This is a genomic window from Thioalkalivibrio sp. ALJ7 (assembly GCF_000376865.1).
Lineage (GTDB): Bacteria > Pseudomonadota > Gammaproteobacteria > Ectothiorhodospirales > Ectothiorhodospiraceae > Thioalkalivibrio.
Window position 1 is genome coordinate 281,840 of record NZ_AQXQ01000011.1, and the last position, 23,454, is coordinate 305,293.

Annotated in this window: 24 protein-coding genes; 3 read left to right on the forward strand and 21 right to left on the reverse strand. The window is 65.0% G+C overall.

Annotated features, from left to right (window positions below; genetic code table 11):
- Positions 1-17 precede the first annotated feature (17 nt).
- The 3 genes from D002_RS0107610 to D002_RS0107620 form a co-directional block, all read right to left on the reverse strand.
- Positions 18-674: a protein-L-isoaspartate O-methyltransferase gene (locus D002_RS0107610; protein ID WP_018141319.1), complete on the reverse strand. Its 657-nt coding sequence runs from the start codon at positions 672-674 to the stop codon at positions 18-20.
- Positions 675-810: 136 nt separating this feature from the next.
- The gene (locus D002_RS0107615; RefSeq protein ID WP_018141320.1) at positions 811-2,043 is read right to left on the reverse strand and encodes a multifunctional CCA addition/repair protein; all 1,233 of its coding nucleotides are present in this window, start codon (positions 2,041-2,043) and stop codon (positions 811-813) included.
- Between the two features lie 25 nt (positions 2,044-2,068).
- Positions 2,069-3,040, reverse strand: coding sequence for a complex I NDUFA9 subunit family protein (locus D002_RS0107620; RefSeq protein WP_018141321.1), 972 nt, complete (start codon positions 3,038-3,040; stop codon positions 2,069-2,071).
- Positions 3,041-3,145: 105 nt separating this feature from the next.
- On the opposite strand from D002_RS0107620, the gene D002_RS0107625 reads away from it, so the two are divergent.
- The gene (locus D002_RS0107625; RefSeq protein ID WP_018141322.1) at positions 3,146-4,513 is read left to right on the forward strand and encodes an NAD-dependent succinate-semialdehyde dehydrogenase; all 1,368 of its coding nucleotides are present in this window, start codon (positions 3,146-3,148) and stop codon (positions 4,511-4,513) included.
- Between the two features lie 9 nt (positions 4,514-4,522).
- Here D002_RS0107625 and D002_RS0107630 read toward each other — a convergent pair whose 3' ends face one another.
- The 7 genes from D002_RS0107630 to dksA form a co-directional block, all read right to left on the reverse strand.
- A complete protein-coding gene (locus D002_RS0107630; protein ID WP_018141323.1) occupies positions 4,523-4,924 on the reverse strand; it encodes an HIRAN domain-containing protein in 402 nt (133 codons plus the stop codon).
- A 74-nt stretch (positions 4,925-4,998) separates the two neighbouring features.
- The gene (locus D002_RS0107635) at positions 4,999-5,532 is read right to left on the reverse strand and encodes an MOSC domain-containing protein (RefSeq protein ID WP_026181592.1); all 534 of its coding nucleotides are present in this window, start codon (positions 5,530-5,532) and stop codon (positions 4,999-5,001) included.
- 11 nt (positions 5,533-5,543) lie between these two features.
- Positions 5,544-6,518 (reverse strand): YafY family protein, encoded by a 975-nt coding sequence (locus D002_RS0107640; RefSeq protein ID WP_018141325.1) that lies wholly within the window; start codon positions 6,516-6,518, stop codon positions 5,544-5,546.
- A gap of 4 nt (positions 6,519-6,522) precedes the next feature.
- A complete protein-coding gene (locus D002_RS0107645; RefSeq protein WP_018141326.1) occupies positions 6,523-6,972 on the reverse strand; it encodes a hypothetical protein in 450 nt (149 codons plus the stop codon).
- A 370-nt stretch (positions 6,973-7,342) separates the two neighbouring features.
- The gene (locus D002_RS0107650) at positions 7,343-7,993 is read right to left on the reverse strand and encodes a DUF1826 domain-containing protein (RefSeq protein ID WP_018141327.1); all 651 of its coding nucleotides are present in this window, start codon (positions 7,991-7,993) and stop codon (positions 7,343-7,345) included.
- On the reverse strand, positions 7,990-9,243 hold the full coding sequence (zigA, locus tag D002_RS0107655; protein WP_018141328.1) for a zinc metallochaperone GTPase ZigA: 1,254 nt from the start codon (positions 9,241-9,243) through the stop codon (positions 7,990-7,992). The genes D002_RS0107650 and zigA overlap by 4 nt, the downstream gene beginning before the upstream one ends.
- 38 nt (positions 9,244-9,281) lie before the next feature.
- On the reverse strand, positions 9,282-9,683 hold the full coding sequence (gene dksA, locus D002_RS0107660) for an RNA polymerase-binding protein DksA (protein WP_018141329.1): 402 nt from the start codon (positions 9,681-9,683) through the stop codon (positions 9,282-9,284).
- Between the two features lie 115 nt (positions 9,684-9,798).
- Between dksA and folE2 the strand changes: the two genes are divergently transcribed.
- Entirely contained in the window at positions 9,799-10,743 is a 945-nt protein-coding gene (folE2, locus tag D002_RS0107665; RefSeq protein WP_081610836.1) for a GTP cyclohydrolase FolE2, read from the forward strand.
- 196 nt (positions 10,744-10,939) lie between these two features.
- Here folE2 and metE read toward each other — a convergent pair whose 3' ends face one another.
- Positions 10,940-13,258 carry a 5-methyltetrahydropteroyltriglutamate--homocysteine S-methyltransferase gene (gene metE / locus D002_RS0107670; RefSeq protein WP_018141331.1) on the reverse strand — a complete coding sequence of 773 codons (2,319 nt, stop codon included), beginning with the start codon at positions 13,256-13,258 and terminating at the stop codon, positions 10,940-10,942.
- Between the two features lie 84 nt (positions 13,259-13,342).
- On the opposite strand from metE, the gene D002_RS0107675 reads away from it, so the two are divergent.
- The gene (locus D002_RS0107675) at positions 13,343-14,290 is read left to right on the forward strand and encodes a LysR family transcriptional regulator (RefSeq protein WP_081610837.1); all 948 of its coding nucleotides are present in this window, start codon (positions 13,343-13,345) and stop codon (positions 14,288-14,290) included.
- A gap of 15 nt (positions 14,291-14,305) precedes the next feature.
- Here the strand turns inward: D002_RS0107675 and D002_RS0107680 are convergent, their stop codons facing one another.
- The 10 genes from D002_RS0107680 to D002_RS0107730 all read right to left on the reverse strand — a co-directional run bounded on the left by D002_RS0107680 (position 14,306) and on the right by D002_RS0107730 (position 23,304).
- On the reverse strand, positions 14,306-15,184 hold the full coding sequence (locus D002_RS0107680) for a hypothetical protein (RefSeq protein WP_018141333.1): 879 nt from the start codon (positions 15,182-15,184) through the stop codon (positions 14,306-14,308).
- A 50-nt stretch (positions 15,185-15,234) separates the two neighbouring features.
- Positions 15,235-16,005, reverse strand: a complete 771-nt coding sequence (locus D002_RS13115) for a metal ABC transporter permease (protein ID WP_018141334.1) — start codon at positions 16,003-16,005, stop codon at positions 15,235-15,237.
- A complete protein-coding gene (locus D002_RS0107695) occupies positions 15,995-16,603 on the reverse strand; it encodes an ATP-binding cassette domain-containing protein (protein ID WP_018141335.1) in 609 nt (202 codons plus the stop codon). Before D002_RS0107695 ends, D002_RS13115 begins: the two co-directional genes overlap by 11 nt.
- A gap of 92 nt (positions 16,604-16,695) precedes the next feature.
- A complete protein-coding gene (locus D002_RS0107700) occupies positions 16,696-17,574 on the reverse strand; it encodes a metal ABC transporter substrate-binding protein (RefSeq protein WP_231362933.1) in 879 nt (292 codons plus the stop codon).
- Positions 17,575-17,728: 154 nt separating this feature from the next.
- Positions 17,729-19,054 carry a hypothetical protein gene (locus tag D002_RS0107705; protein WP_018141337.1) on the reverse strand — a complete coding sequence of 442 codons (1,326 nt, stop codon included), beginning with the start codon at positions 19,052-19,054 and terminating at the stop codon, positions 17,729-17,731.
- A 124-nt stretch (positions 19,055-19,178) separates the two neighbouring features.
- On the reverse strand, positions 19,179-19,688 hold the full coding sequence (locus D002_RS0107710) for a DNA-deoxyinosine glycosylase (RefSeq protein ID WP_026181595.1): 510 nt from the start codon (positions 19,686-19,688) through the stop codon (positions 19,179-19,181).
- Positions 19,689-19,711: 23 nt separating this feature from the next.
- Positions 19,712-20,191 carry a transcriptional repressor gene (locus D002_RS0107715; protein WP_018141339.1) on the reverse strand — a complete coding sequence of 160 codons (480 nt, stop codon included), beginning with the start codon at positions 20,189-20,191 and terminating at the stop codon, positions 19,712-19,714.
- Between the two features lie 91 nt (positions 20,192-20,282).
- A complete protein-coding gene (locus tag D002_RS0107720; protein ID WP_018141340.1) occupies positions 20,283-21,278 on the reverse strand; it encodes an alpha-L-glutamate ligase-like protein in 996 nt (331 codons plus the stop codon).
- Positions 21,278-22,813 (reverse strand): inactive transglutaminase family protein, encoded by a 1,536-nt coding sequence (locus D002_RS0107725; protein WP_018141341.1) that lies wholly within the window; start codon positions 22,811-22,813, stop codon positions 21,278-21,280. Before D002_RS0107725 ends, D002_RS0107720 begins: the two co-directional genes overlap by 1 nt.
- A complete protein-coding gene (locus tag D002_RS0107730) occupies positions 22,810-23,304 on the reverse strand; it encodes a RimK/LysX family protein (RefSeq protein ID WP_026181596.1) in 495 nt (164 codons plus the stop codon). Before D002_RS0107730 ends, D002_RS0107725 begins: the two co-directional genes overlap by 4 nt.
- Positions 23,305-23,454: the final 150 nt, after the last annotated feature.

Below are 23,454 nucleotides of genomic sequence, written 5' to 3' on the forward strand. Positions count from 1 at the left end.
GGGCGTACTTAGTGGGCTCAGAACTCGAACGCGGGCTTCGCTTCGAAGCCGGCCAGCGGCTTCACCCGGGTCTCGAACAGGCCTTCGTGGAGGCAGTCGTCCTCGGTGGTGCGGGTGATGAGCTGGGCCTCCATGATCGGGCCGTCGCCGGTAATGACGAACAGTCGACCGCCGAGGGTCAAATAGGGTTCGAGGAAGTCGTCGTACTCGGTCATCCCGCCGGTGAGAATGATCGCGTCATAGCGCGGACGCGGCGGGGCCCAGTCGGGGGTCACGGTGGCGGTGCGCAGATGCGCGTTTTCGATGCCCAGATCCGTCAGCCGATTGCGCGCGGCCAGGCGAAATTCGTCGATGCGCTCGGCGCTGTCGACGTGGGCGGCCAGGTGGGCGAGGCAGGCCGTGACGTAACCGGATCCGGTGCCGATTTCCAGTACGGTCTCGGTGGGTTGCGGCGACACCGCTTGCAGCAGGCGGCCGATGACCACGGGTGACAGGGTGTTCTCGCCGTGCCCCAGCGGGATCTCGGAATCGGCATACGCTAGCGCCTGGTAGGGGTCGGGCATGAAGCGCTCGCGCGGGAGTGTCTCCATCGCGTCCAGCACGCGCGTATCCAGCACGTCCCAGGGGCGGACCTGCTGCTCGACCATGTTGATCCGGGCCTTGGCGAAATCCATCGTGGTTTCCTCGTATACCATCAATAGCCGCGCAAGATTACGTCCGCACGCCGGCACAGGCAAGTAAGCGTTGTAGGAGGCCAGCCCTCTGGCCGATTGGCCACTCCAGCACCCCATCGGCCAGAGGGCTGGCCTCCTACGCGTCGGGGTGCTCGCCCAGGGCGTTGGCGATCGCCTGGATGCGTTCGCGCCGCAGGGCCTCGCCCAGCGCCTTGCCCTTGTATCCCTCGGCGATCAGCGCTTGTGGCTGTACACCTTGAGCCGCAGCCACGGCGGTACGCACGGCATCGGCCTGGGGGTAGGGCTTGTCCTCCCATCCGGTACGACCCCGGAAATCGGCTTCCACTGCGAACAGGAACGGCTCCACGTTCTCTGGCCGGCGCAGAACGTCGAGGCCGTCGACCAGCTTCATCACCGTCTTCGGGCGCAGTTCGAACACCCGGTGGACCAAGCCGTGGTAGCGCGCCACGCGCACCGCAAGGTCGCGGTAGCGGTTGGGGATACGCAGGCGCTCGGCCAGGGCGCGGATCAGGTCCACCCCACGTTCCTCGTGCCCGTGGTGGCTGGGCAGGATGTCCGGATCGGTCGTGCCCTTGCCGAGGTCATGCACCAGCGCGGCGAAACGGACCTCGGGCGTGTCGGACAGACGAGTGGCCTGGTCCAGGACCATCAGTGTGTGCACGCCGGTGTCGATCTCCGGGTGGTAGCGCGCGGGCTGGGGGACGCCGAACAGGCGCTCGATCTCCGGGAACAGGACAGCGAGCGCCCCGGCCTCGCGCAACACCTCCAGGAAGCGGCGTGGGGCCGGGCTCTTCAGGGCCTTCTCGCATTCTGCCCATACCCGCTCGGGCACCAGTGCGTCGACCTCGCCGGAGGTGACGAGCTCGCGCATCAGGGTGCGGGTGTCGTCGGCTATCTCGAAGCCCCAAGGGGCAAGCTGCGCGGCAAACCGTGCGACACGAAGCAGGCGCACCGGGTCCTCGGCGAAGGCGGGCGAGACGTGTCTTAGCTGGCGGGCCTCAAGGTCGGCCTGGCCGCCATAGGGATCAATCAGGGTGCCGTCATGATCCTCGGCCATCGCGTTGATGGTGAGGTCGCGGCGTTCGAGGTCGTCTTCCAGCGTGACCTCGGGCGAGGCGTTGAACTGGAAGCCGTGGTAGCCGCGTGCGGTCTTACGCTCGGTGCGCGCGAGCGCGTACTCCTCGTGGGTCTCGGGATGCAGGAAGACCGGGAAGTCACGGCCGACCGGGCGAAACCCCGCGGCCTCCATCGCCTCCGGCGTGCTGCCGACGACGACGTAGTCGCGCTCCGAGAACGGGCGCTCCAGCAGGCGGTCGCGAACCGCGCCGCCGACGAGATAGGTCTGCATCGCGGCTGCCGATTCGCGAGGCCGGTCAGCCGCGGCCTGATCCGCGGTTGAGGGTTCGCAGCACCTGCATGCGCGCCTCCCGGCCGGCGCCGCCTCCGCCCAGGTAGCTGGGGGCGATGGATTCGAGCCGGGTGGGGCAGGGCAGTTGCTGCTCACCGTCGCAGACCGAGTCGATGGTCAGCGAGGCGAAGTTGTCGCGTGACAGGGGTTTGCCGGGCACGAATTCCAGCATGCTTGCCTGTAGCTTGCCGGCCCAGTCCGGCAGACCGATCACCGGACGGCGATGGCCGGAGACGCGGCCGACGTAGCGGACCAGTTCGTCGAGGGTATAGGTCTTCGGGCCGCACAGCTCATAGCCCTGGCCGAAGGTGTCGTGATCCTCCAGGGCCTCGACGAAGTGTTCGGCTACGTCGCCGACGAAGACTGGGGCGAAGCGTGCCTGTGCGCGGGCCAGCGGCATCATCGGCGAGAAGCGCAACAACGTGGCGAAACGGTTCAGGAAGGAGTCTTCCGGCCCGAAGATCACCGATGGGCGAAACACGGTGACGGCCATGGAGTCGCGAGCGAAGACGGCATGCTCGGCCTCGCCCTTGGTGCGCAGGTAGTGGCTGGGGGCGTCGTCCATGTCGGCCTTCAGCGCGCTCATCTGCAGGAAGCGGCGGATGCCCTGCGATTCTGCGGCGTTCAGGGCCTTTTCGGTTAGCTCGACGTGCGCGGCGCGGAAGCCAGCGCCGTTGCGGCCGCGTTCGTTCAGGATGCCGACCAGGTTGATGACCGCATCCTGACCCGCGAACACGTGTTCCAGCGTGGCGGGATCGTGGGCGCTGCCCTCGATCAGATCGACCTCCGGGTTGACCAGGAGATCACGGTGACGATGCGGACGGCGCGTGAGAACGCGTACCTTGAGGCCGCGGTCAATCAGACGGCGGATGATGTGGTGACCAACAAAGCCAGTGCCGCCGAGCAGGCAGACATTGCGAATCGAATCGATCGACATGGTGGCAAGGTCCTTCCGAAAGCGAGTGCGGGTCGTCTTATACTCGGCTGACCCGCATTGTTCAAACAAGCCCCTAAACGGGGACCTGACGCGCGAGGCGCCAATATGACCGAACTGACCGCAATCAATCCCGCCTCTGGTGAGGTCCTGGCACGCTATCCGCGCATGGATGAAGCGTGTCTGGAGGCGGCATTGGCACGTTCCGCCAGCGCCGCGCCGGACTGGGGCGCGCGACCAGTGGCCGAGCGTGCCGCCCGGCTGCGTGACCTGGCCGGGGTGCTGCGCGCGGCCCGCGAGGCGCTGGCCACCACCGCAACCCAGGAGATGGGCAAGCGCCTGGCCGAGGCCCGGGCCGAGGTCGACAAATGCGCGAACGCCTGCGAGTACTACGCCGACCACGGGCCGGATTTCCTGCAGGACACGATGATCGCCTCGGATGCCTCGCGTTCCTTCATCGCCTGGCAGCCGCTGGGTACCGTGCTCCTGGTGATGCCCTGGAATTTTCCCTACTGGCAGGCCTTTCGCCAGGCGATCCCGGCGACCCTGGCGGGCAACGCCGTGTTGCTCAAGCACGCCTCCAATGTCCCTGGTTGCGCCGCGCATCTGGAGCGCGTGTTTGCCGAGGCCGGCTTTCCCGAGGGCGTGTTTCAGAATCTGCCGGTCGGGTCCGATGCGGTGGCCGGGATCATCGCCGACCCGCGGGTTCAGGGTGTGAGCCTGACCGGCTCAGAAGGTGCGGGCCGCGCGGTAGGCGCCGCTGCAGGCAAGGCGCTGAAGTCTTCGGTGCTGGAGCTCGGCGGTTCGGATGCCTTTGTGGTGCTGGCGGATGCCGATCTTGATTACACGGTGGAGCAGGCCGTGCGCGGACGATTCCAGAACAACGGAGAGACCTGCATTGCCGCCAAGCGCTTTATCGTGGAAGGGTCGGTGGCCGATGCGTTTGTCGAGCGCTTCCGGAAGGCCATCGAGGCCCTGGTGATTGGCGATCCGATGATGGAGCAGACCAACATCGGACCATTGGCGCGTGACGACTTGCGTGACGAGTTGCATGACCAGGTGCGGCGCAGCGTGGATGCCGGTGCCACCTGCGTGATTGGAGGCCAGCCGCTGGATCGTGCCGGCGCTTTCTATCCGCCCACCTTGCTGGACCACGTCGAACCCGGCATGGCCGCCTTCGACGAGGAGACCTTCGGGCCAGTGGCGGCGGTCACCCGAGCGCGGGACGCCGACCAGGCCATTGCACTTGCCAACCGTTCGCGCTTTGGCCTGGGTGGCAGCGTCTGGACCGGTGATCCGGTACGCGGCGAGGCCCTGGCCCGACGACTGGAATGCGGCTGTGCCTTCGTCAACGGCATCGTCAAGAGCGACCCGCGCCTGCCTTTTGGTGGCGTGAAGGATTCCGGCTACGGCCGCGAACTCTCCGAACTGGGCATCCGCGAATTCGTCAACGCAAAGACGATCTGGGTCGGCTGATACCCCCGCTTAGTGTCGTGCGCGGTAGAGGGCGAGTTCCAGGCGGTTGTGGCGGTCGGCGTGGTCGCGCTTTTCTAGGATACGGGCGATCAGGGGTTCGTCGCGGTCCAGCAGGTCGGCGGCGAGCTGGTTGCTCTCGCGCGGGAGGTAGCCGAGCTGGTGGTCGATCCAGTCGATTGCCACGGCCTTCGAGTCGTGCGGGTTCAGGCGTTCGCGGCGCAGGGTCAGGGCCTGCCCACGCTTGAGGGCTTCCCACAGCTTCGGAGCGGCGTGGTGGCGGTAGCCCGCGAGCGGGATCGTTTGTAGCAGCTCTTCGGTGGTGGCCGTGGCGTTGTAGGCGCCACGTTGGGCGTAGTAGCCCCGCAGGACGGGGGTGCGGCGGGCCTGGCTGCGCGGGCGAGTCGGTTGCATGGTCGCGCTCCTTTGATTGAGGTTGCGACCGTTTTAGCACCGGGGGTGGCTCACAGGTTGAGCCACCCCCGGTTTTATTGTTTCGAGGCGGTTGCCGTCGAAGTGGGTTCCCAGCGGACCGGGTCCCCGACTTGGAGGATGCCGGATTCGAGGGTACGCAGGCAGATGCCGCTGTCGCGGCCCAGTGCGCGGGCGAGGTTGTAGCCTACGACCTGATTGAGCCAGCCACAGGGCGGGCGCGGCCGGAGGATGGCGAAGCGGACCTGGCCGATCACCAGCACGCCTTCGTGGGGGCTGCGCCGCAGTCCGGTGATGACGAGGTTGCGCCGGTGTTCGCCCGGTGTGATCGCGGCGGGCTCGCGCAGGCGCCGGGCGCTCCGCGCGGCGCGGTCGAGCTCGGCGCGGCAGATCAGCGTGACCGGGCAGGACTCGACCGGGTGCCAGTGGCCGCGTCCGAGAGCGTATCGATCCCCCTCCAGACCCGCATTGTCCACGTGGGTCTGGTGGCGGTTGCTCATCGGAGCCCCGGCGGTTTCGGCGACCCAGATGGTTTCGAGGGTGCCTTGCGTCGGGGCCGGGCGCAGCCACTCGAGCCATCTGCCCAGCACGGCGGCCAGCATCACGCTGGGCTGCTCCCTTCGTATTGCTGTGCGGCGGCGCGCAGGGCCGTGGCCACGCGCTCGCGTAACGCGGGCGGCCCGATCACCTCCACACCCTCGCCATGGCGCAGGATCTCCTGAATCAGTTCGGTGGGATCGGAGTACGGCACCTGCAGGTGGTAGGCCGAGCCCTCATGGCGTCCGATTTGGTCGGGGTGCCAGGTCTCGTCGGCGACCCAGCGGGCGTGTTCGGCGGTGAAGCGCAGCTCGGCCCATTCGGTGGCCGGGCCGGTGAAGATCCCGAAGGCGGCGTCGGTGTGCTGGTCCAGGCTCGCCGCGTCGACCTCGCGGAGTGGCCCAGCGACGCGCTGACAGTCGCGAATGCGTTCCAGGGCGAAGGTCCGCAGGTCGTTCGCGGTTTCGCACCATGCGATCAGGTACCAGTTGTCGCGGTAGTGCAGCAGACGCTGTGGGTGCACGGTGCGATGGGTGGCGGCGTTCCGCGCACGGCCGTGATACTCGATCATGACCGGGTGGGCGTTCAGGGTGGCCTCGGCGATGTCCTGGAACGTCTCGGCCGGGCCGGCGCGCTGGGCCAGTGGCTGGATCCGGATGCGGCGGCGCAACTCGGTGTGGGCGTGGCCACCGCTTTCCAAAGCCTCGCGGATGCGTTGTTTCAGTGGACCCATCATCGGGGACAGCAGCCCAGGCTGTACATCCTCCAGCAGCTGTTCCATGGTCAGCAGGGCCAGCAACTCGGATTCGTTGAACCACAGCCCGGGCAGCTCGAAGGCCGGGGCATCGGCCGCGTAGTGATAGCCGTTGGCATGCGGGTCGTATTCGATGGGCGCCTGCATAAAGTCCCGCATGTACTCGATGTCCCGCTTGATGGTGGCGCGGGAGACCTCCAGTCGCTCCATCAGTCGCGCCAGTGACGGGGCCTGGCGCCCCTGGAGCAGGCGGTGCAGGTGGAAGATGCGTTCGGCGCGATTCATCGCGTCAGTCTGGGGGCGTGCATCTGCGAAACGCTACGTGCAGGACCCGTCCTCTGGCAACTGCGGGGACTCGGTTACCAGGCTTGTGACTGCGTGCCTCGCGGGCGGCCGGGCAGGCCAACTGTCGTGGCCGACCGTGCGCGGAGGGCGTGTAGTCCTCGGCATGTGTGGATTCACGTCGGTGGTTCGTTCGCGGCGGCGAGGTGTCGGACGGGACGCTCCGGCGCTGTACGGTAATGCCACCCAGGCAGGATTCCAGGATCAGCTCGCGGATGAGCTCGTGGACCGTATCCCGTGACCGCGGGGCTTGGCATTCGCCGGGTGACAGAACCCCGGACTCGAGTAGTTCCTGCAATGCCTCGCCTTGCCATTCGGCAACGGTGCGGTCCGAATCCTCGTCCACGATCCGCAGCATGGGATCGCGGCGTTCCAGCCATGCATCGAGTTTGAACATCCCGGGCTCCTTTACTGCAAACAAGAATCATTCGCATATATTCCAGTGAGGCGGTAATGGTGTCAAGCGACAGCCACTAGTTTTTGGCCACTGTGCTGAGCTTTGTGAAGGGGTTGGGCGAATCTCTGGCGATGGCCATCAAAAAAGCCGCCTGACGAGGGTCAGGCGGCAATGCTAACGGAGGTTGGAGAGACCAAAGGCAGTAGAAGCTCGCCTTTCGTCAGGCGACATACAACTGTCCGGGCTGCATGTCTAAGTGAGAATCATACGCATTACGATTCATCATTGCAAGGGTCGGAACGATGGTAGAACGAGATGCACGTCACGGACTCACAATTCGGCCACAAAGGGGGTGTCGAGACGCACTGGCTCAAGGACAGTCGAGGCGCAGCAGGAGGCGGGTATGGCCTTCCGCAATGGGGGGCGAGCGATGGACCGCGCCTTGTCCGTGGGCAGTGGGGCAGCGTTCGCCCTTCATCAATATGACCTCGCCCGTTTGAGCGGTAATGGGCGATTGGCCACCCAGGACGCCCGGATTGTCACCGGAACGCAACCGCTCACGGCGGACGTAGCGGTCGTCGGCATATTCGGTGCCCGGGCCGGTGTAGCTGCAAATCATGCGGAGCACGTTGTTGTCGACATGGAACAGGGGGCACGGCTGGTGGTTCAGGACCTCGAGCTGGACCCGCACGCTGACCGTCTGTGCGACGACAGCGAAGTTGTGGGCTAGCTGCTCCATGTCGTAGGCCAGGTAATGAAGCTCGAAGGGACGCAGGCCGCTTGCATCAAGCAGGCGGCTGCGCGTCTGATCCGGCCTGCAACACACATCCAGCACCATGCCTTGTTGGTGTGCAGCCATCTGCTCAGCCTGTGATGCCAGGGCCGGGTCGAGCTCGCGACGCCAGATCAGGGCATTCACGTCGTTCCGATGAATCCCTTTGAATTCCCTTGCACGGTCGACAAAACGATGACGGCTGGGATTGCGACGGGTATCCGGTTGCGCCGTTCCAGCGGATGTCATGCGGGTTGCACCACCTGGGCCTCGTTATCTATTGGTTCTTCTCCTTCGGGGTCCTGTCCGAGACGCCAGACGGGAAACGGGTCGTCATAGGCTGCCCAGTGCTCGGGCCCTTGCGCCATTTCGTCATCGGTCAACAGGCAGGCATCCAGGCGCTGGAGCATGGTGTCGGCATCCATTCGGATACCGATCAACACGATCTCCTGGCGACGGTCGCCGAACCGTTCGTCCCACACCGGCGCAATAGCGGTCTCCCACCAGTCCTCGTCAATTGGACGTTTTTCTGGTGGAACCGCCGCCCACCAGAAACCAGCGGCGTGGTGGGTGAGGGCGCCCCCGGCCTGCGACAGGGTGCCGGCCCAGTCCGACCGCGAGGCCAGCCAGAACCAGCCCTTGCTGCGAATGACGCCCGGCCATTCCTCATGCAGAAGGTTGAAGAATCGCGCGGGATGGAACGGCCGGTTGACGCGGTAGACGATACTGGAGATGCCGTACTCCTCGGTCTCCGGCGTATGGCCGCCCATCATCTCTTGAGCCCAGCCTGCGGCCTGGGAGGCGCGGTCGAAATCAAAACGCCCGGTGCCCAGCAGTTGCTGCGGCGATACCTTGCCGTGGGTGGTCTCGATGACCTTGGCTTCGCGGTTAAGGGCGCGCACCACACCGCGCACGGTATCCACCTGATCCGCCGAGGCGCGGTCCATCTTGTTGAGAATGATTACGTCCGCGAACTCGATCTGGTCCACCAGCAGGTCGACCACCGTACGTTCGTCGTCTTCACCCAGGGACTCGCCGCGCTCGCCCAGGAAGTCGCTGGAGGCGTAATCCTGCAACAGCGCGCCGGCGTCCACGACCGTCACCATTGTGTCCAGACGCGCCACGTCGTCCAGGCACTGGCCATCCTCGTCGCGGAAGGCAAAGGTCGCGGCCACCGGCATGGGTTCGGAAATGCCGGTGGACTCGATCACGAGATAATCATACCGGCCGGATTCGGCGAGACGGCGAACCTCGACCAGCAGGTCGTCGCGCAACGTGCAGCAGATACAGCCGTTGGTCATCTCGACCATGCGGGCGTCGGTGCGGGTAACCGCATCCTGACCGCCACGGATCATGGCGCTATCGATATTCACCTCGCTCATGTCGTTGACGATCACGGCGACGCGCAGGCCTGCCTGATTGTGCAGGATATTGTTCAGCAGGGTGGTCTTGCCGGCTCCGAGAAAGCCGGAAAGGACGGTAACGGGCAGACGTTTCATGGTGCCTCCTGATGTTCGGTTGCGGACAGTGTTCGGGGCTATCGGCTGTAGACGTGTTCGGTCTTTTCCTGGCGTTCCTTGACCTCGATGCACAGGGTCGCCGTCGGGCGTGCCAGCAGGCGGGGCAGACCGATCGGTTCGCCGCTCACCTCGCAGTAGCCGTAATCGCCGGTTTCGATGCGATGCAGGGCCGCATCGATCTTTCGCAGCAGGCGGCCTTCGCGCTCCTGCACCCGCATCGACAGGAGGCGCGACTCCTCCATTGCCGCGCGGTCAAGCTCGTCCGGGGTGCGTTCGTTGTCGCGCAATCCGTCCCGGGCGCCCTCCATGTCAGCCAGGATCTCGTCGCGCATTTCGAGCAGGCGCTCGCGGAAGTACGCGAGCTGGGCCTCGTTCATGTAGGCCGCGACAGGCATGGCCAGCAGTTCGTCGCGGGTCATGGGGTTCCGTCGGTTGCGATCAGGATGTTATACCATAACGTTTCGATTGCGCCCCGACAACACGGATCGGCCACCGTCCTGTGATGGGGTCGACCCGCCTGCAAAAAGGTGTCTTATGTCCTCTACCTGTGTGTCTCCGGCCTCGCCGGATACGGAAACCTCCGCGACCGATCCGCTACCGGATATTGCCGCGTCGGCTGCTACGCACGCCTCCGCGCTCGACTGGGTGGGTATGGAAGACATCACCCTTCCGCTGTATCTGACCGGCCAGCCAGTGATCGCCCGGGTTAGCGCGGGAGTGAGTCTCGACGACGCGGGCGCGCGCGGTATCCATATGTCACGGCTCTACGGGGCCCTGCGACAGCTGGAGTCCCGCGAGCTGGACGTTGCGCGGCTGTGGGGCGTGCTCGAAGCGTTTCTGGCTTCGCACGATGGCCTGTCCAGCGTGGCCGAGGTCCGTCTGGCCGGGGAGCTGCCGCTGGAACGGCCGGCCCTGGTCAGTGCCGCCGCGGGCTGGAAGCGCTACCCGTTCCGGATCGCTGCGCGCAGCGAGTCCGGGGCGGTGTCTCTGGAGCTGGAGGTTCAGGTGGGCTATTCCTCCACCTGTCCGTGCTCCGCCGCCCTGGCGCGGCAGGCGATCCAGGAGCAGTTCGACCGTGACTTCACGCGAGCGGCCGTGGATGCGGCAACCGTGCGCGAATGGCTGGGCCGGGCCGAGGGGATCGTCGCGACGCCCCACAGCCAGCGCAGCGAGGCAACCGTCACGGTCGGTCTGGAACCGCTGGTCTCAACGCTGCCCCTGCCCGATCTGATTGATCGCGTGGAACAGGCGCTGGGCACCGCCCTGCAAACGGCGGTAAAGCGCGTGGACGAGAAGGCCTTCGCCCTCGCCAACGGCCGCAATTTAATGTTCTGCGAAGATGCCGTACGGCGCCTGGACAGCGCCCTGCGCCCAGAGTACTCCGCCCCTGGCTATCGCATCCAGGTCCGCCACCGCGAGAGCCTGCATGCACACGACGCCGTCGCGCGCATCGCGCGTTGGCCGTCCGGTAATCGCTGAAGCCGCGAGTCCGGTTCGTACCCTGGATGCCTGTTGGGACCGGGTATGCATAAAAAAGCCGCCGGATGTGCAATCCGGCGGCAATGTTAACGGAGGTTGGAGAGACCAAAGGCGGGAAGTCACCTTTCGTCTTGGCGACACACAGCTGTCCGGGCTGCGTATCTAAATGCGAATCATACGCACGTGCATTTACATGTCAAGCCTTGGCCTGTGACTTCTTCTCGGTTGTGGGGTGTTGGTCACGCATGGCGCGCGCGGCCTCAACCATTGCCTCCAGCGCTGGACGGACCTCGTCCCAGCTGCGGGTCTTGAGTCCGCAGTCGGGATTGACCCACAGCCGCTCGACCGGGATCCCGCGTGCTGCCTTTTCCAGAAGGGTCACCATCTCCTGTACCGTGGGGAGGCGCGGAGAGTGGATGTCATAGACACCCGGCCCGATCTCGTTGGGGTAGATGGATCGCTCGAAGGCATCCAGCAGTTCCATGTCCGAGCGGGCGGTCTCGATGGTGATGACATCGGCATCCAGGGATGCGATGGCCTCGATGATGTCGTTGAACTCCGAGTAGCACATGTGGGTGTGGATCTGAGTCACGTCGGCTACACCGGAGGTGGCGACGCGAAAGGCGCGCGCAGCCCATTCCAGGTAGTGATTCCATTCGCCTCGACGCAGCGGCAGGCCCTCCCGGAACGCGGGTTCGTCGACCTGGATCACGCCAATGCCAGCGGCCTCGAGGTCGGCGATCTCGTCGCGCAGCGCCAGGGCGATCTGCAGGGCAGTGGCCTCGCGTGACTGGTCATCGCGCTCGAAGGCCCATTGCAGCATGGTCACCGGCCCCGTGAGCATGGCCTTGACCGGCTTGCTTGTGAGGGACTGGGCGTAACGTGTCCAGTCGACGGTCATCGGACTGGGCCGCTGCACATCGCCGTAGATGATGGGGGGTTTCACGCAGCGCGATCCGTAGCTCTGAACCCAGCCGTGCCGGGTAAAGGCATACCCGTCGAGTTGCTCGCCGAAATACTCCACCATGTCGTTGCGTTCGGGCTCGCCGTGCACCAGCACGTCCATGCCGATGTCTTCCTGGAAGCGGATTACGCGAGCAATCTCCTGGCGCATGGTGCGCAGGTAATCATCCTGGGTTAGCTCACCCCGGCGGTAGTCACGGCGCACCCGGCGAATGGTCTGCGTTTGTGGGAACGAACCGATGCTGGTGGTCGGGAATAGTGGGAGGTCGAGTGAGCGTTGTTGCAACGGTGCGCGCTGTTCATAGGCCAGGGCACGGCGGGCGTCATCCGGGGACAGTCCCGCCACCCGTTCCCGAACCTGCGGAATGCAAGTACGGACGGCGTTCTGGCGGCTGCTGTGCACGCGCCGACTGTGTTCCAGCTCTTTGGCGACGGCCGCGCGTCCCTCGGTCAAGCCGCGCTGGAGGATCGCCAGCTCCGCCAGTTTCTGGCGCGCAAAGGCCAGCCAGCCGCGTACCTCCGTGTCCATGCCAGTTTCCTGTTCCACGTCAACGGGCACGTGCAGCAACGAGCAGGAGGGCGCGAGCCACAGGCGAGAATTGCCGAGGCTGCTGACGGCGGGCTCCAGAGTGTCCAGGCCGGCCTCCAGATTGGTGGCCCATATGTTGCGTCCGTCGATGATTCCCAACGACAGAATCTTGTCCTGCGGCAGCCGGGCCACCAGGGTCGAAACCTCCATCGCGCCGCGCACGGCATCCACGTGGAGCCCCGCTACCGGTAGTTCCAGTGCCAGGTCGCGCTGGCTGCCAAGGCCACCGAAATAGGTCGTGAGCAAGAGGCGTGGCCCGCCGCGGTGGAGACGGTCGTAAGCCGCCCTTAGCGCCGACTGCCACTCGACGGGCAGATCCAGTGTGAGGATGGGCTCGTCGATCTGAACCCAAGAAACCCGCTCTGCGCTGATCCACTCCAGGAGTTCCTGATAGGCCGGGACGAGCCGGTCAAGTAGTTCCAGTGGCTCCCCGTCATCCTTCATCTTCGCCAGGTACAGAAAGCTGACCGGCCCCAGCAGGACAGGCTTGGGCTGCAGACCCATCTCGCGCGCCTCCCGGATCTCCGTTCGTAGTCTGTCCGGAATGGCCGCAAAGGTTTGCTCGAGGGTCAGCTCCGGGACCAGGTAGTGGTAGTTGGTATCGAACCACTTGGTCATCTCCAGCGCCGGCACATCGGGCAAGGCATCGTTGTGGGAACGACCGCGAGCCATGTAGAAAGCTAGGTCCAGCGGGTGCTCGGCCGCTGCGGCATGAAAGCGCTCCGGCAGAACGCTCAGCGTCAGCATCATGTCCAGCACGTGGTCGTAGAAACTGAAGTCGCCGACCGGGACCTGTTGGATGCCAGCTTCGCGTTGCCAGGCCCAATGACGCTGCCGTAACTCGCGGCCCGAGGTTTCCAGTTGATCGCGGCTGATGTTGCCGCTCCAGTAGCGCTCAAGAGCCGTCTTCAGCTCGCGACGGGCGCCAATGCGGGGAAAGCCAAGATTATGGGTGGTGATCATGGATCTATAGACTCCGGGTTGAACACAGCGTCCAGTCTCGTCATGCTTGATTCATGAGTAAAACGATATTTATTCACGGGAACCATGAACTCCACTCATGATCTGTCGGGAGTACTCGAGCTCCGGCATCTGCGGGCGGTTTGCGAGATCGTGCGGTTGGGGAGTGTGACTGCCGCGGCTGATAGCCTTTGCGTAACTCAGTCGGCACTGTCGCATCAGCTGCGCCAGCTTGAAGAACGACTAGGTGTGACCCTCTTCGAACGCCGAACGCGTCCGGTGCGGTTATCGGCTGCCGGAGAACGGCTACTGCAGGCGGCTGACTGGGTGTTGCCCGAGGTCACCGCCGCGCAGCGTGATGTCGTGCAAATCCGCGACGGCGGACGTGGCCGACTGTTTCTGGTGCTGGAGTGCCACAGCTGCTTTCAGTGGCTGATGCCGGCGGTAGGTGCCTTTCGACGGCACTGGCCGGAGGTGGAGCTGGATCTTACTCTTAGCCATGGATTCACGGCACTGGACGCCCTGCGCAACGGCGATGTGGATGCGGCCGTTGCGGTGGACCCTGTGGATGACCCTGAGCTCGAGTCGGTGCACTTGATGGAGTACGAGAACCTGCTGGTGGTGCCGGCTGGCCACCCGCTGGCTGAACGCGCCTGCCTGGAGCCCGAGGATCTGCGCGGTGAGACCCTGATTACTTATCCGGTCAGCGAGGAGCGCCTGGATATCTATCGGCGCTTTCTGCACCCGGCCGGGGTGACGGTTCCGCGCCGGACGGCCGAGGTTAGTGCGATGCTGCTGCAACTGGTAGCGAGCCGCCGTGGTGTGGCGGTTTTGCCGGATTGGGCCCTGCCCGAGCTGGAGGCGGGGCTCAACGGGGGAGAGAGTGAGCCTGTCGCGACCCGTCGTGTCCGGCTTGGTCACGACGGCCTGTGGAGCAACCTGGCCATCACGATGCGCCGCGCAGACCGGGAGCGTCCTCACATACTGGATTTCGTCGCTACGGCGCGCGACACGTTGCGCCAGACCCGAGGATAGACGGCGGGACCCGTGCTACGGCCCGGACGGCACTGACTGCGGGGTGCCTGCCGCGTCGGGCATGCCGCGATGCCGGTCGGCCATCGGTTCGGCCACGATCAGGTAGTCTGCACCGTGTTTCAGCCCCTCCTGGCTACGGGCCAAAGGCAGGGCGCGTTCACGCAGTGCCTCGATCTTGTGGTGCATGGCCTTGGCCAGACCCTCGTCGCTGAAATGCGGCAGTTGCCGCAGGCACAGGTCGAGCTGGCCGTTGACGAACCGTTCGCGATAGTGGATGGGAAAATAGCGGACATCCAGAACCCGGAATCCTGCGATTCCAAGCTGACGCATGATCCAGGATGATGGATATTCGCGATAGGGCCGATTGCCGGCAATCAGCAGGCAAGCGTCACGCAGGCGTCCGATCTCCCTCACGAGCGCGCCGGCCGTATCTTTCGGTTCCACCAGAACGTAGGGTTCGACGCCCACCAGGTACAGTCGGTCGCCCACGTGGGGCCATAACCGGTGCAGGGCTCGGTCCTGCCAGTAGGGGGCGAAGCCTTCGATCGCGCCGATGAAGTAGTCGAGCAGGACGGTATCGAAGCGTTCACCAAACAACAGCTGCTCCGACATCCAGTTGCCGACCATGATGCGGTCCTGGCGGCGACGGGCCGTGCCCGCTGCCTTCTTCACGGTCGTCGCCATCTGATTGGAGGCGGTTACGGCCGTCCAGCGCTCGGTGTCCAGGCCACATATCCACTCGATCGATTTCCGCCCGGTCCCGGCATCCAGAAAACTGCCCCAGGGACGCTCACCCTGGAGCTTCTCGATCGCCTGGAAGATCGGCGAATCCGCTGCCTTGGGGGTCGATGAAGTCGTGTGGGAGCTTTTCTTGTGCGTGGTTTTGAGAGGCATTTTTAACTCCTGGGTCGGCCCTCGAATTGAATAGGCCGAGGGCCGTCAGTTCAGCGCCACATCGCGACCATTCGGGCGGCGAGAGCGAGTACGACGTTCACTAGTACGAGTACCGGGGCGAAGGGCTGGTCCAGCGGTAGGCTTAGACTCCAGGCGATCAGGAATCCGGCCAGGGCGAGCGACTGCGCCCACAGGAAATGGCCACGAAGGTTGCGCGCCAGATGGGCGGCGCCCCAGGCCGGGAGCAGCAGGCTGGCTAGCGCGGCTGGCAGGCCCAGGACCATGCTGCCGAGCACGATCGCCGCCACCAGCCAGGCGATCTCCGTCAGGCGCAGCCATGCTGCCGGGGCGGGCGTGGCGGGCACGTCGGGGGCGAGCTGAGCGTGGCGCCATACCTTCAGCAAGCCGAGCACTAGCACCAGGCTGGCGAGTGCTAGTGCCGCAACAGCCCAGAGTTCCTGCGGTCCCGCGAAGTAGAGCTGACCCTCGGCCCAGGCCGCGGCGGCGAGGCTGGCCTGCGAGAAATTGGCCGCGAGCAACGTGACCGCGGCCAGTCCGGCCAGGAAAACGGCAAGGGGTAGACGCTCGCGGTCCGGGGTGCGTTGCAGCAGCGCCATTACGCCAGCGCCTAGCGCGAGTGCCACGGGCAGTACCGGCCAGTGCAGCACGGAGGCCAGGACCCCGCCGGCCGCCGCCCATTGTCCAAGTGCCAGTGCCTGCCAGACCGAGCCGCGCAGGAACAGCCCGGCTCCGGCCAGCGCGAGTACAGCCGTGACCAGCAGCCCGGCGACGAACGGAACGAGCAGGAGGTCACCCAGCATCGAAGTAGCCCTCTAGTGGGTGGTTCTCCACGCCGATGGCTCGCAGGAAGTCATCATCGTGGCTGGTCATGACCAGTGTCGCGTTGGCCGGAAGTGCAGCAATCAGGGAGACGGCGTCGCCCCGCACCTCGGCGTCAAGGTGGTTGGCCGGCTCGTCCAGCAGGACCAAGCGCTCACGTGACGGTTGTGCGCTGCCGCTGTGCAACGCGGCGGCGAGACGCAGTAACTGCCACTGACCGCCGCTCAGGCGGTCGAGACGGCGGTGGAGCAGCGCCTGTATGCGCGGTTGATCCGGTGCCGTGGCGCCCATTGCTCGGAACCAGTCGTGTCCGGACAAGGGCCAAGGCTGTCGCCGAGGATGGTCCTGTCCCAGCAAGCTGACATCCACATTGGGTGCGAGGTGCAGCCGGCCGCCATGCACCCGTGCCTGGCCCGTAACGGCCTTCAGTAGCAGGGATTTGCCAACGCCATTGGGGCCGGTCAAGGCCCAGCGCGCACCGTTGGGTACATCAACTGACAATGGCCCCAGCACCGGACGATCAAATCCGAGCCGGGCGGACTGCACGCTCAGGATTGCAGGGGTGGCATTCGGCGGCATGTGGGCTCGTCAGAGTTGGGAAGGCGCAAATGATAACGGACCCGGAAAGTGACTTTCCGGGTCCGAACCTTTAGTCGGCTTGTGTCGCCAGGTTACCGTTGGGGCAGGCTTTGCGCCCAGGTGGTCATCAGATCCAGGTAACCCTCCAGCGCCGAATCGGCCGGCGGATCCAGCGGCACGGCATGGGTGGGCCAGCCGAGATTGCGTTCCAGGAATTCGGCGCCTCGCGGCGGCTGGAATTCGGCGTACAGGACGGTACCCTCGGTGCCTTCGAGATCACTGACCAGGCTGCGCAGGTGACGCGCGGTCGGCGGGATGCCCGGGGCCGGTTCGAGGTAGCCGACGATCTCCACCGGCAGCCATTCCTCCAGGTAGTCGAGGTCCTCGTGATACACCACGATGCGCTGGTCCGGTTCTACCTGTCCGGCTAGGGCCTCGGCATGTTCGCGCAGGCGTTCGGCGGTACGTTCGGCGCGCTCCATGAAGGTGTCGGCTTGGTCGGTGCGAAGCTCGCCCATGCGCGCACCCAGGGCTAGAGCGAGTTCGGCCATACGCAGCGGATCGGCGTTAAAGTGCGGGTTACCCTCCTCATGCACGTGGCCCATGTTCGGCCCGTCCATGGTGATCGAGCGGCGCAGTTCGACCTTGTCTGCGGCGCGGAAGTGGCCCGGTTGGCCGGAGTTGATCGCGCGGTTGCTGGCACCCCGCTGGGCGGCCGGGAGCCAGCCTTCTTCTAGGCCGGCGCCGAGTTCCAGCAGCATGTCGGCGCGACGCAGGGCGGCCATGAAGCTGGGGCGGGCGTCGAGGTAATGGGCATCGCGGTCCGGCGGCGCGAGGACGCGGACTTCGGCCTCATCGCCGCCAATCTCGCGTGCGATGGCGCCGAGGCTGGAGGTGGTGGCGACGATATTGAGGCCGGCCACCGCCTGGCTGGGTGCCAGCAACAGGGCCGCCAGGGCGATCGTTGCCATGCCCGTGAACAATCGGGTGGTGTGAGAGCGAATCATGCGATGAAACATGCGGGACTCCTTGGAAAAGGGTTGCGTGTCTGGTGTGTCCCGAAGCCGGCGTATCCGCCGAACATTGGGAGGTGCGTGGGTCCGAGCGGACCCACGCGAGCGAACATCAGAAGCGGTGTGCGCCGTGCGCGCCGAGGGCGACATTCAACTGCAGCATGAACTCCAGCCCGCGGTCGCGGTGGCCGTCGTCATCGATGAAGTCGTTCTGCGACAGCTGGGCGCGCAGGAAGACCGGTTCCACTGGGCGGAACGTAACCTGGGCACTATGGCGGTAGGAAGTGCCAAAGGAGGGCGAAACAAAGTCGCGATCAGGCCCTTCATTCGTGGGTAGGCCTCGATTGGTCAAGCCCAGGGCCTCCGTGCGCAGTCCGGCCTCCCAGCGCGGTGCGAAACCATAGACGCCCTGGAGATACATGCCATCTTGCTTGGCCTTGCTACTGCCGATGGCGTTGCCGGCAATAGTGTTCTGGTCTTCACGACGTTGGTAGTCAACGTCGATCTCGCGGTAGAAGTACTCGCCCTGGAGGCGCCAGTCGCCGTGACCGTAGGCGCGCCCGGAACTGTACTTGTAGACGGCATCAAGACCGGCAAACCAGGCGTCACCGTCCCATTCCTCAAGACCGGAACCATGTTCGGTTTCCTGTTGCCAGGTGTTGGCGTAGCCACCGGACACGCCAAACTGGAGCGCGTGGTCCGGGCCGAGATCCGGGCCGAATTTGGCAAAGGCGGTGATCAGACGGGGGCCCGAGACATTGGAGAAGGAGGAACGAATCTCGTCTCCTGCATTGGTGGTGTGAGAACCACCCCCGCCCTCGTAGGGGATGAAGCTGTTGTCACCCTGGAGCAGTTCAATGCCCAGCTGGGTGTAGGTCTCGGTTGGGGCAACCCAGGTCGCCTGAACGCCGGTCTCCTGCAAGCCGTGGTCGCCGAACAGGTACTCGTTGACCAGCGGACGATCGACGAAGTCCCAGTCGTGGCCGTGGCGGCTGTTGATGTAGCCGATGTCGGACAGGAACTTACCCGCCTTGATCTGGAAGCCACCGGGCAGGGCGCGGGTGGTCAGGTAGGCTTCTTCAACTTCGACGTCGCTGTCGTCGAAGCCGAGCATCAGGACGCCATCGAAGAGGTCGCCCAGATTGGCCTCGAAGACCAGTTCGCTGTGGCCGAGGTTGAAGCCATCGTCGAAACCGTGGTCGTGACCATGCCCGTGGTCATGCCCGTGGTCGTGGCCATCGTCGAAGCCGGCGGGATCGCTGATGCCGTGCGACAGTTCGTTGTAGTAGACACCTTCCAGGATCAGGGAGACGTCAAGACCCCACGAGCGGTTTTCCGATTCGGCGCTCCATTGCGCCGAAGCGAGCCCAGGTGCGGTCAAGGCAACAGCCGCGAGGCCGGTAAGGGTGGGGCGAAGAAGAAGCTGATGGCGGTTCATGGCGGGACTCCCTGCTACATGGAATGGAACGTTATAGAGTTACAATTCGACTGTGAACGTTACAAGATAACGTTTCGTTTCTCAAGCGCAGTGTGTAGGACCACACCCCTCTCGGGGGGATGTTTCAAACGTCGGGGAGGCCGGCACGCGCGAAGGCGGCACGCCAGTGTTCCAGTTTTTCGGATAGGCTCAGGCGGGCGTTGGCGGGGCTGGTCGAGGGGAGGCGCACGGCCTCGACGCCCAGGGCGCGAGTCTCGTGGATACGCCGCCCGCTCTCGGCGCCGTTGTGGATGATCAGGCGTAGCCCCGGTGCCTCACGGACTAGTCGTCCAAGGTCGTTGGGCACGGGCTGCCGGATGGCGCTGTCCAGGCTGCCCTCCCGCGAACAGGCGCCATAGACATCCCACAACCCCACGCCGTGGGCCAGCAGGCGTTCCACCCGGTTGGGGTAATCCAACTCGGCGAAGGGTTCGTCCAGGATCTGCCCGACGATGGGCCAGAACTGGTTGCGGGGGTGGGCGTAATAGGCCTGCGCCTTCAGTGATGCCACGCCGGGGAAGCTCCCGAGTACTATCACACGGGTATCGGCTCGCAATAGGGGCGGGAAGGCCGCCAGATCGGGTGTCTGGGACATGCCAGCAGCGGTATCGGACGGGGTTATTCGAGCGTATCCGTCTGGCGGCAGTCGGCGCACTGGCCGTGTAGTTCTACCATGCGCGAGTCGATCTCAAAGCCTTTTGCCTGCGCCTCTTTCTCCAGTGCCCGGCTGGCGGGTTCCGGGGTGTGAAACTCGGCAATCTGGCCACAACCGTCGCAGATCATCAGCGCGGATTCGTGGCGCTCGCCTGGGTGCGAGCAGGCGACAAAGCCGTTCAGGCTCTCGATGCGGTGGATCAGCCCCTGCTCGAGCAGGAAGGCCAGGGTGCGGTACACCGTTGGTGGCTTGATGGAGTGGTCGTCCGAGGACAGCGCGTTGATCAGGTCGTAGGCCTTGATCACGCCCTCAGTGCGCAGGATCTGCTCGAGGATGCGTTTGCGCTGTTCGGTCAGACGCGCACCCTGGCGGGCACAGACGTGCTCGGCATCCGCCAGGGCTTGTTCGATGTCCGGCGTGTTGGTCTCGGCGGCAAAAGTCATGCGCCTAGGATAGCCCAAACCGCTCCGCAGTCCGTAACGCCCCTTCCCTTCGCGGCCATGCTCAAGCGGGGGTGGAGGCCGTTGCGGGCGCTTAAGGCTCGTCGCGCTGGGTGTTCTCGGGGCGAGCGAAGACCTCGGCGGCCCAGCGGGCGCGCTCCGCAGGCGTCTCGGTCTCGCGGGCCACCATGTGCGCCTCCACCGCAGTGATGCGGTGGTCGAGGCCCTCGCCGTTGGCGATCTGGATGGCGAGCCCCGGGCGTGCATTCAGTTCGAGGATTAGCGGTCCGCGGTCGGCGTCGATGACCACATCGACCCCCAGGTAACCCATTCGACTGAGTTCGTAGCAGCCCGCCGCCAGCTCCATCAACTGTTCCCAGCCGGGGATCTGCAGGCCGACGATGCTTTGTTCGCTATCGGGATGTTCGCGACAGGGCTTGTTGTAGCGTACCCCGCCGATGGTGCGGCCGGAACCCAGGTCGATACCGGTCCCGACCGCGCCCTGGTGCAGGTTGGCCTTGCCGTCAGAGTCCTGTGTCGGAAGGCGCATCATCGCCATCACCGGGTAGCCGCGGTAGACCACCGTGCGGATATCCGGCACGCCGCGGTAGGAGACCGAATCGAAAATTGACGAAAAGCGCACTCGCTGTTCGATCATGGCGACATCCGGTCGGCCGCCCAGGCTGTACATGCCGGACAGGATGTTCGACATGTGGTCGTCCAGCTCGCTTAATTCCATGGCGCGGCCGCCTGCGCGGCGGGGGCGATCCCCGCGCCAGCCTTCGATGACCAGGATCCCGTCGCCGGCCGCCCCGTGCGCGGGCTTGATGACGAAACCGTCTGTATAGGTTGGAAGCTGTGTCCGTACATCGCGGATCTGGCGGTGGGTGCGCACGACACCATGGAGCTCGGGTACCGCCAGGCCGGCGTCTAGCGCCAGCTGTTTGGTCTGCAGCTTGTCGTCCACCCGCGGGTAGAAGCGCCGCGCGTTCCACGCGGCGATGTAGCGGGCATTGCGGGCGTTCATCCCGACGATGCCCTGCTCCTTCAAGAGGCGCGGACGTACAAAGCGTGGCAGCCAGGCGGGCATTAGTCGGTCCTCCGCATGGCGTCCTGAATGCGGCCAAAGCGGAACAGCTCGGTCAGGCGATAGCCGGTGTAGCGGCCCAGCAGCAGGGTGATCGCCAGCAGCACCAGCAACAGTTCCGGGAACACGAACAGCAGGTGTTCCAGCTGGCGATTGGCCATCAACCCGTAGGCGGCTGCCGCGACCACCAGGCTGCCCACGCCCTGGGTGATCGCGTCCGCCGGGCCGTGTTCCTCCCAGACCACGGACATGCGCTCGATCGTCATGGCGAGGATGACCATTGGGAACAGCGATAGGGCCAGGGCCCGCTCGAAGCCGAGATGGTGCGACAGTACGCTGATTGCGAGCATCAGCATGATCACCACGCTGACGACGGCGGCGAGACGCGGTACCAGCAGCAATCGTAGATGCTCAAGGTAGAAGCGCACCACGAGGCCAAGAGAGACGATCAGGGTGAACAGGATGATGCCCGTCAGAAGCTGAGTCTCACGGAATGACAGTGCGATCAGCACCGGCATGAAGGTGCCGAAGGTCTGGATGCCGATCACGTTGCGCAGGAACACGATGATCATGGCGCCCAGGGGTACCATCAGCAGCACCCGATAGGTGTTCTGAGTGCCCAGCGGTAGATCCAGGGTGGAGAAGTCCAGAATGCGGGTGTCGAGGGTTTCTCCAAAGCGCTGGATGGTGGCTAGCGCATCCTGCACCCCGCGCGAGACAGCGAATCGGACCTCGGCATTCTCGCCATTGCTGACCTCCAGGAGCGGGGCGCTGCCGTGCGACCAGACCACCACGTCGTCGGGGTATTCGACGGTCCCGGTTTCCGGATCGATCGGCACCCAGCGTCGGGTGTTGTGTACTTCCAGCCAGGTCTGTGGCTCGACGTCGCGGCGTCCATCGACCAGTCGCAGGGCCGTCACTTGGCGCGCGGGTATGCGGGCGGTCGCGAGCAGTTCGATCAGGGTTTCGGTCCGCCGGGTGCGATTGTCGTCGCTCTCGATGAAGACCGCTGCATTTGAGGCAGGGGGAGCGTTGGCAAGGTCATTGACCAGGACTGAGGCAAAACTCTGGATGTTGGAGGAGCGTTCCCGGACGTCGTCGATCAACGCCTCCGCCGCCGAGTGGAAGGGTTCGGTCCATTCCGGCGCCGCCACTGGTCCGGGATATTCGGCCTCGGATCGGTCGTCGCCGTCACGGTATAGCGTCGCTCGATAATAGAGCACCTGTTCGCCGCGCGGCTGCCGCGTGGTCCATTGGGCCACGCGGTCGTCCGCCTGACTGAGGGTGTTGAGCCCGTAGCCCCGCGAGACATAACCCTCGTCCAGTATCGAGAAGTTGGGGAGGCGGTTGGGGATGCGTAATTCCACGGTTGTCGCACCACCGGTCGGCTGGTAGCGCACGCGGGCCTCCACCAGCCAGGTCTCGGCGGTGGCGTCCGGTTGCAGAGGCATCCCCAGCGCACTCACCTTGTAAGCGAAGACGCCGAGCCCGATCGCGCTTAAGAGAACGATCAGGATCGGTAGGTGAAAGCGCTTCACTGATCATCCGCCGAGCAATCCGGCGCTTGTAGATGTTCGGCACCGGAATCGACCAGGATGTGCCCGGCCATGTGGCTGCGTCCGATCAGCGCCTGGTAGGTCAGGGCGGTGCGGTCGATCAGGCTGGTATCGGCGGTCAGGAGCTGGTTGCCGATGCAGAACTCCATGCGCACCACCGGCCGCTCCTGCGACTCGCCGCTATGGCGACGAATGCGCACGGTGCGCTCGATTGGGCGCTCCAGGGTGATGCGGGCCTCTTCGTCCTCCGGGTCGACGACCTCGAAGCGGATCCAGTCTTCGCCGTCCTTCTCGAAGCGTTCCTTGTTCAGAGCATTCAGCGATGACGAGGTGGCGCCGGTGTCCATGCGCGCCTCCAGAACGATGTCTTCCTCCATGATGTGCACGTTCTCCACCGCGCCCAGAATGGCCATGGAGGGAACCGAGTCGTTCGCCCCGGCGGATTGCGTCAGACAGGCCAATCCGAGCAGCATGGTCAGCGGGATGGATTGGGTTAAGCTGAAACGACGGGCGGCTGGTGCAGTCACGCAGTCTCCTGAAGAATTGCAAAACGTCAAAGTGTAGCTGATCACAGTCTTTGCCCCGTGTTAAGGGGGTCACAAAGGCCACGTTTGGGAGCCTTC

What these genes read in the sequence shown, in the direction of transcription:
- D002_RS0107610 (WP_018141319.1), bottom strand. Translation starts at nt 674, where the DNA reads ATGGATTTCGCCAAGGCCCGGATCAACATGGTCGAGCAGCAGGTCCGC.
- D002_RS0107615 (WP_018141320.1), bottom strand. Translation starts at nt 2,043, where the DNA reads ATGCAGACCTATCTCGTCGGCGGCGCGGTTCGCGACCGCCTGCTGGAG.
- D002_RS0107620 (WP_018141321.1), bottom strand. Translation starts at nt 3,040, where the DNA reads ATGTCGATCGATTCGATTCGCAATGTCTGCCTGCTCGGCGGCACTGGC.
- D002_RS0107625 (WP_018141322.1), top strand. Translation starts at nt 3,146, where the DNA reads ATGACCGAACTGACCGCAATCAATCCCGCCTCTGGTGAGGTCCTGGCA.
- D002_RS0107630 (WP_018141323.1), bottom strand. Translation starts at nt 4,924, where the DNA reads ATGCAACCGACTCGCCCGCGCAGCCAGGCCCGCCGCACCCCCGTCCTG.
- D002_RS0107640 (WP_018141325.1), bottom strand. Translation starts at nt 6,518, where the DNA reads ATGAATCGCGCCGAACGCATCTTCCACCTGCACCGCCTGCTCCAGGGG.
- D002_RS0107645 (WP_018141326.1), bottom strand. Translation starts at nt 6,972, where the DNA reads ATGTTCAAACTCGATGCATGGCTGGAACGCCGCGATCCCATGCTGCGG.
- D002_RS0107650 (WP_018141327.1), bottom strand. Translation starts at nt 7,993, where the DNA reads ATGACATCCGCTGGAACGGCGCAACCGGATACCCGTCGCAATCCCAGC.
- zigA (WP_018141328.1), bottom strand. Translation starts at nt 9,243, where the DNA reads ATGAAACGTCTGCCCGTTACCGTCCTTTCCGGCTTTCTCGGAGCCGGC.
- dksA (WP_018141329.1), bottom strand. Translation starts at nt 9,683, where the DNA reads ATGACCCGCGACGAACTGCTGGCCATGCCTGTCGCGGCCTACATGAAC.
- folE2 (WP_081610836.1), top strand. Translation starts at nt 9,799, where the DNA reads ATGTCCTCTACCTGTGTGTCTCCGGCCTCGCCGGATACGGAAACCTCC.
- metE (WP_018141331.1), bottom strand. Translation starts at nt 13,258, where the DNA reads ATGATCACCACCCATAATCTTGGCTTTCCCCGCATTGGCGCCCGTCGC.
- D002_RS0107675 (WP_081610837.1), top strand. Translation starts at nt 13,343, where the DNA reads ATGAACTCCACTCATGATCTGTCGGGAGTACTCGAGCTCCGGCATCTG.
- D002_RS0107680 (WP_018141333.1), bottom strand. Translation starts at nt 15,184, where the DNA reads ATGCCTCTCAAAACCACGCACAAGAAAAGCTCCCACACGACTTCATCG.
- D002_RS13115 (WP_018141334.1), bottom strand. Translation starts at nt 16,005, where the DNA reads ATGCTGGGTGACCTCCTGCTCGTTCCGTTCGTCGCCGGGCTGCTGGTC.
- D002_RS0107695 (WP_018141335.1), bottom strand. Translation starts at nt 16,603, where the DNA reads ATGCCGCCGAATGCCACCCCTGCAATCCTGAGCGTGCAGTCCGCCCGG.
- D002_RS0107700 (WP_231362933.1), bottom strand. Translation starts at nt 17,574, where the DNA reads ATGGCAACGATCGCCCTGGCGGCCCTGTTGCTGGCACCCAGCCAGGCG.
- D002_RS0107705 (WP_018141337.1), bottom strand. Translation starts at nt 19,054, where the DNA reads ATGAACCGCCATCAGCTTCTTCTTCGCCCCACCCTTACCGGCCTCGCG.
- D002_RS0107710 (WP_026181595.1), bottom strand. Translation starts at nt 19,688, where the DNA reads ATGTCCCAGACACCCGATCTGGCGGCCTTCCCGCCCCTATTGCGAGCC.
- D002_RS0107715 (WP_018141339.1), bottom strand. Translation starts at nt 20,191, where the DNA reads ATGACTTTTGCCGCCGAGACCAACACGCCGGACATCGAACAAGCCCTG.
- D002_RS0107720 (WP_018141340.1), bottom strand. Translation starts at nt 21,278, where the DNA reads ATGCCCGCCTGGCTGCCACGCTTTGTACGTCCGCGCCTCTTGAAGGAG.
- D002_RS0107730 (WP_026181596.1), bottom strand. Translation starts at nt 23,304, where the DNA reads ATGCTGCTCGGATTGGCCTGTCTGACGCAATCCGCCGGGGCGAACGAC.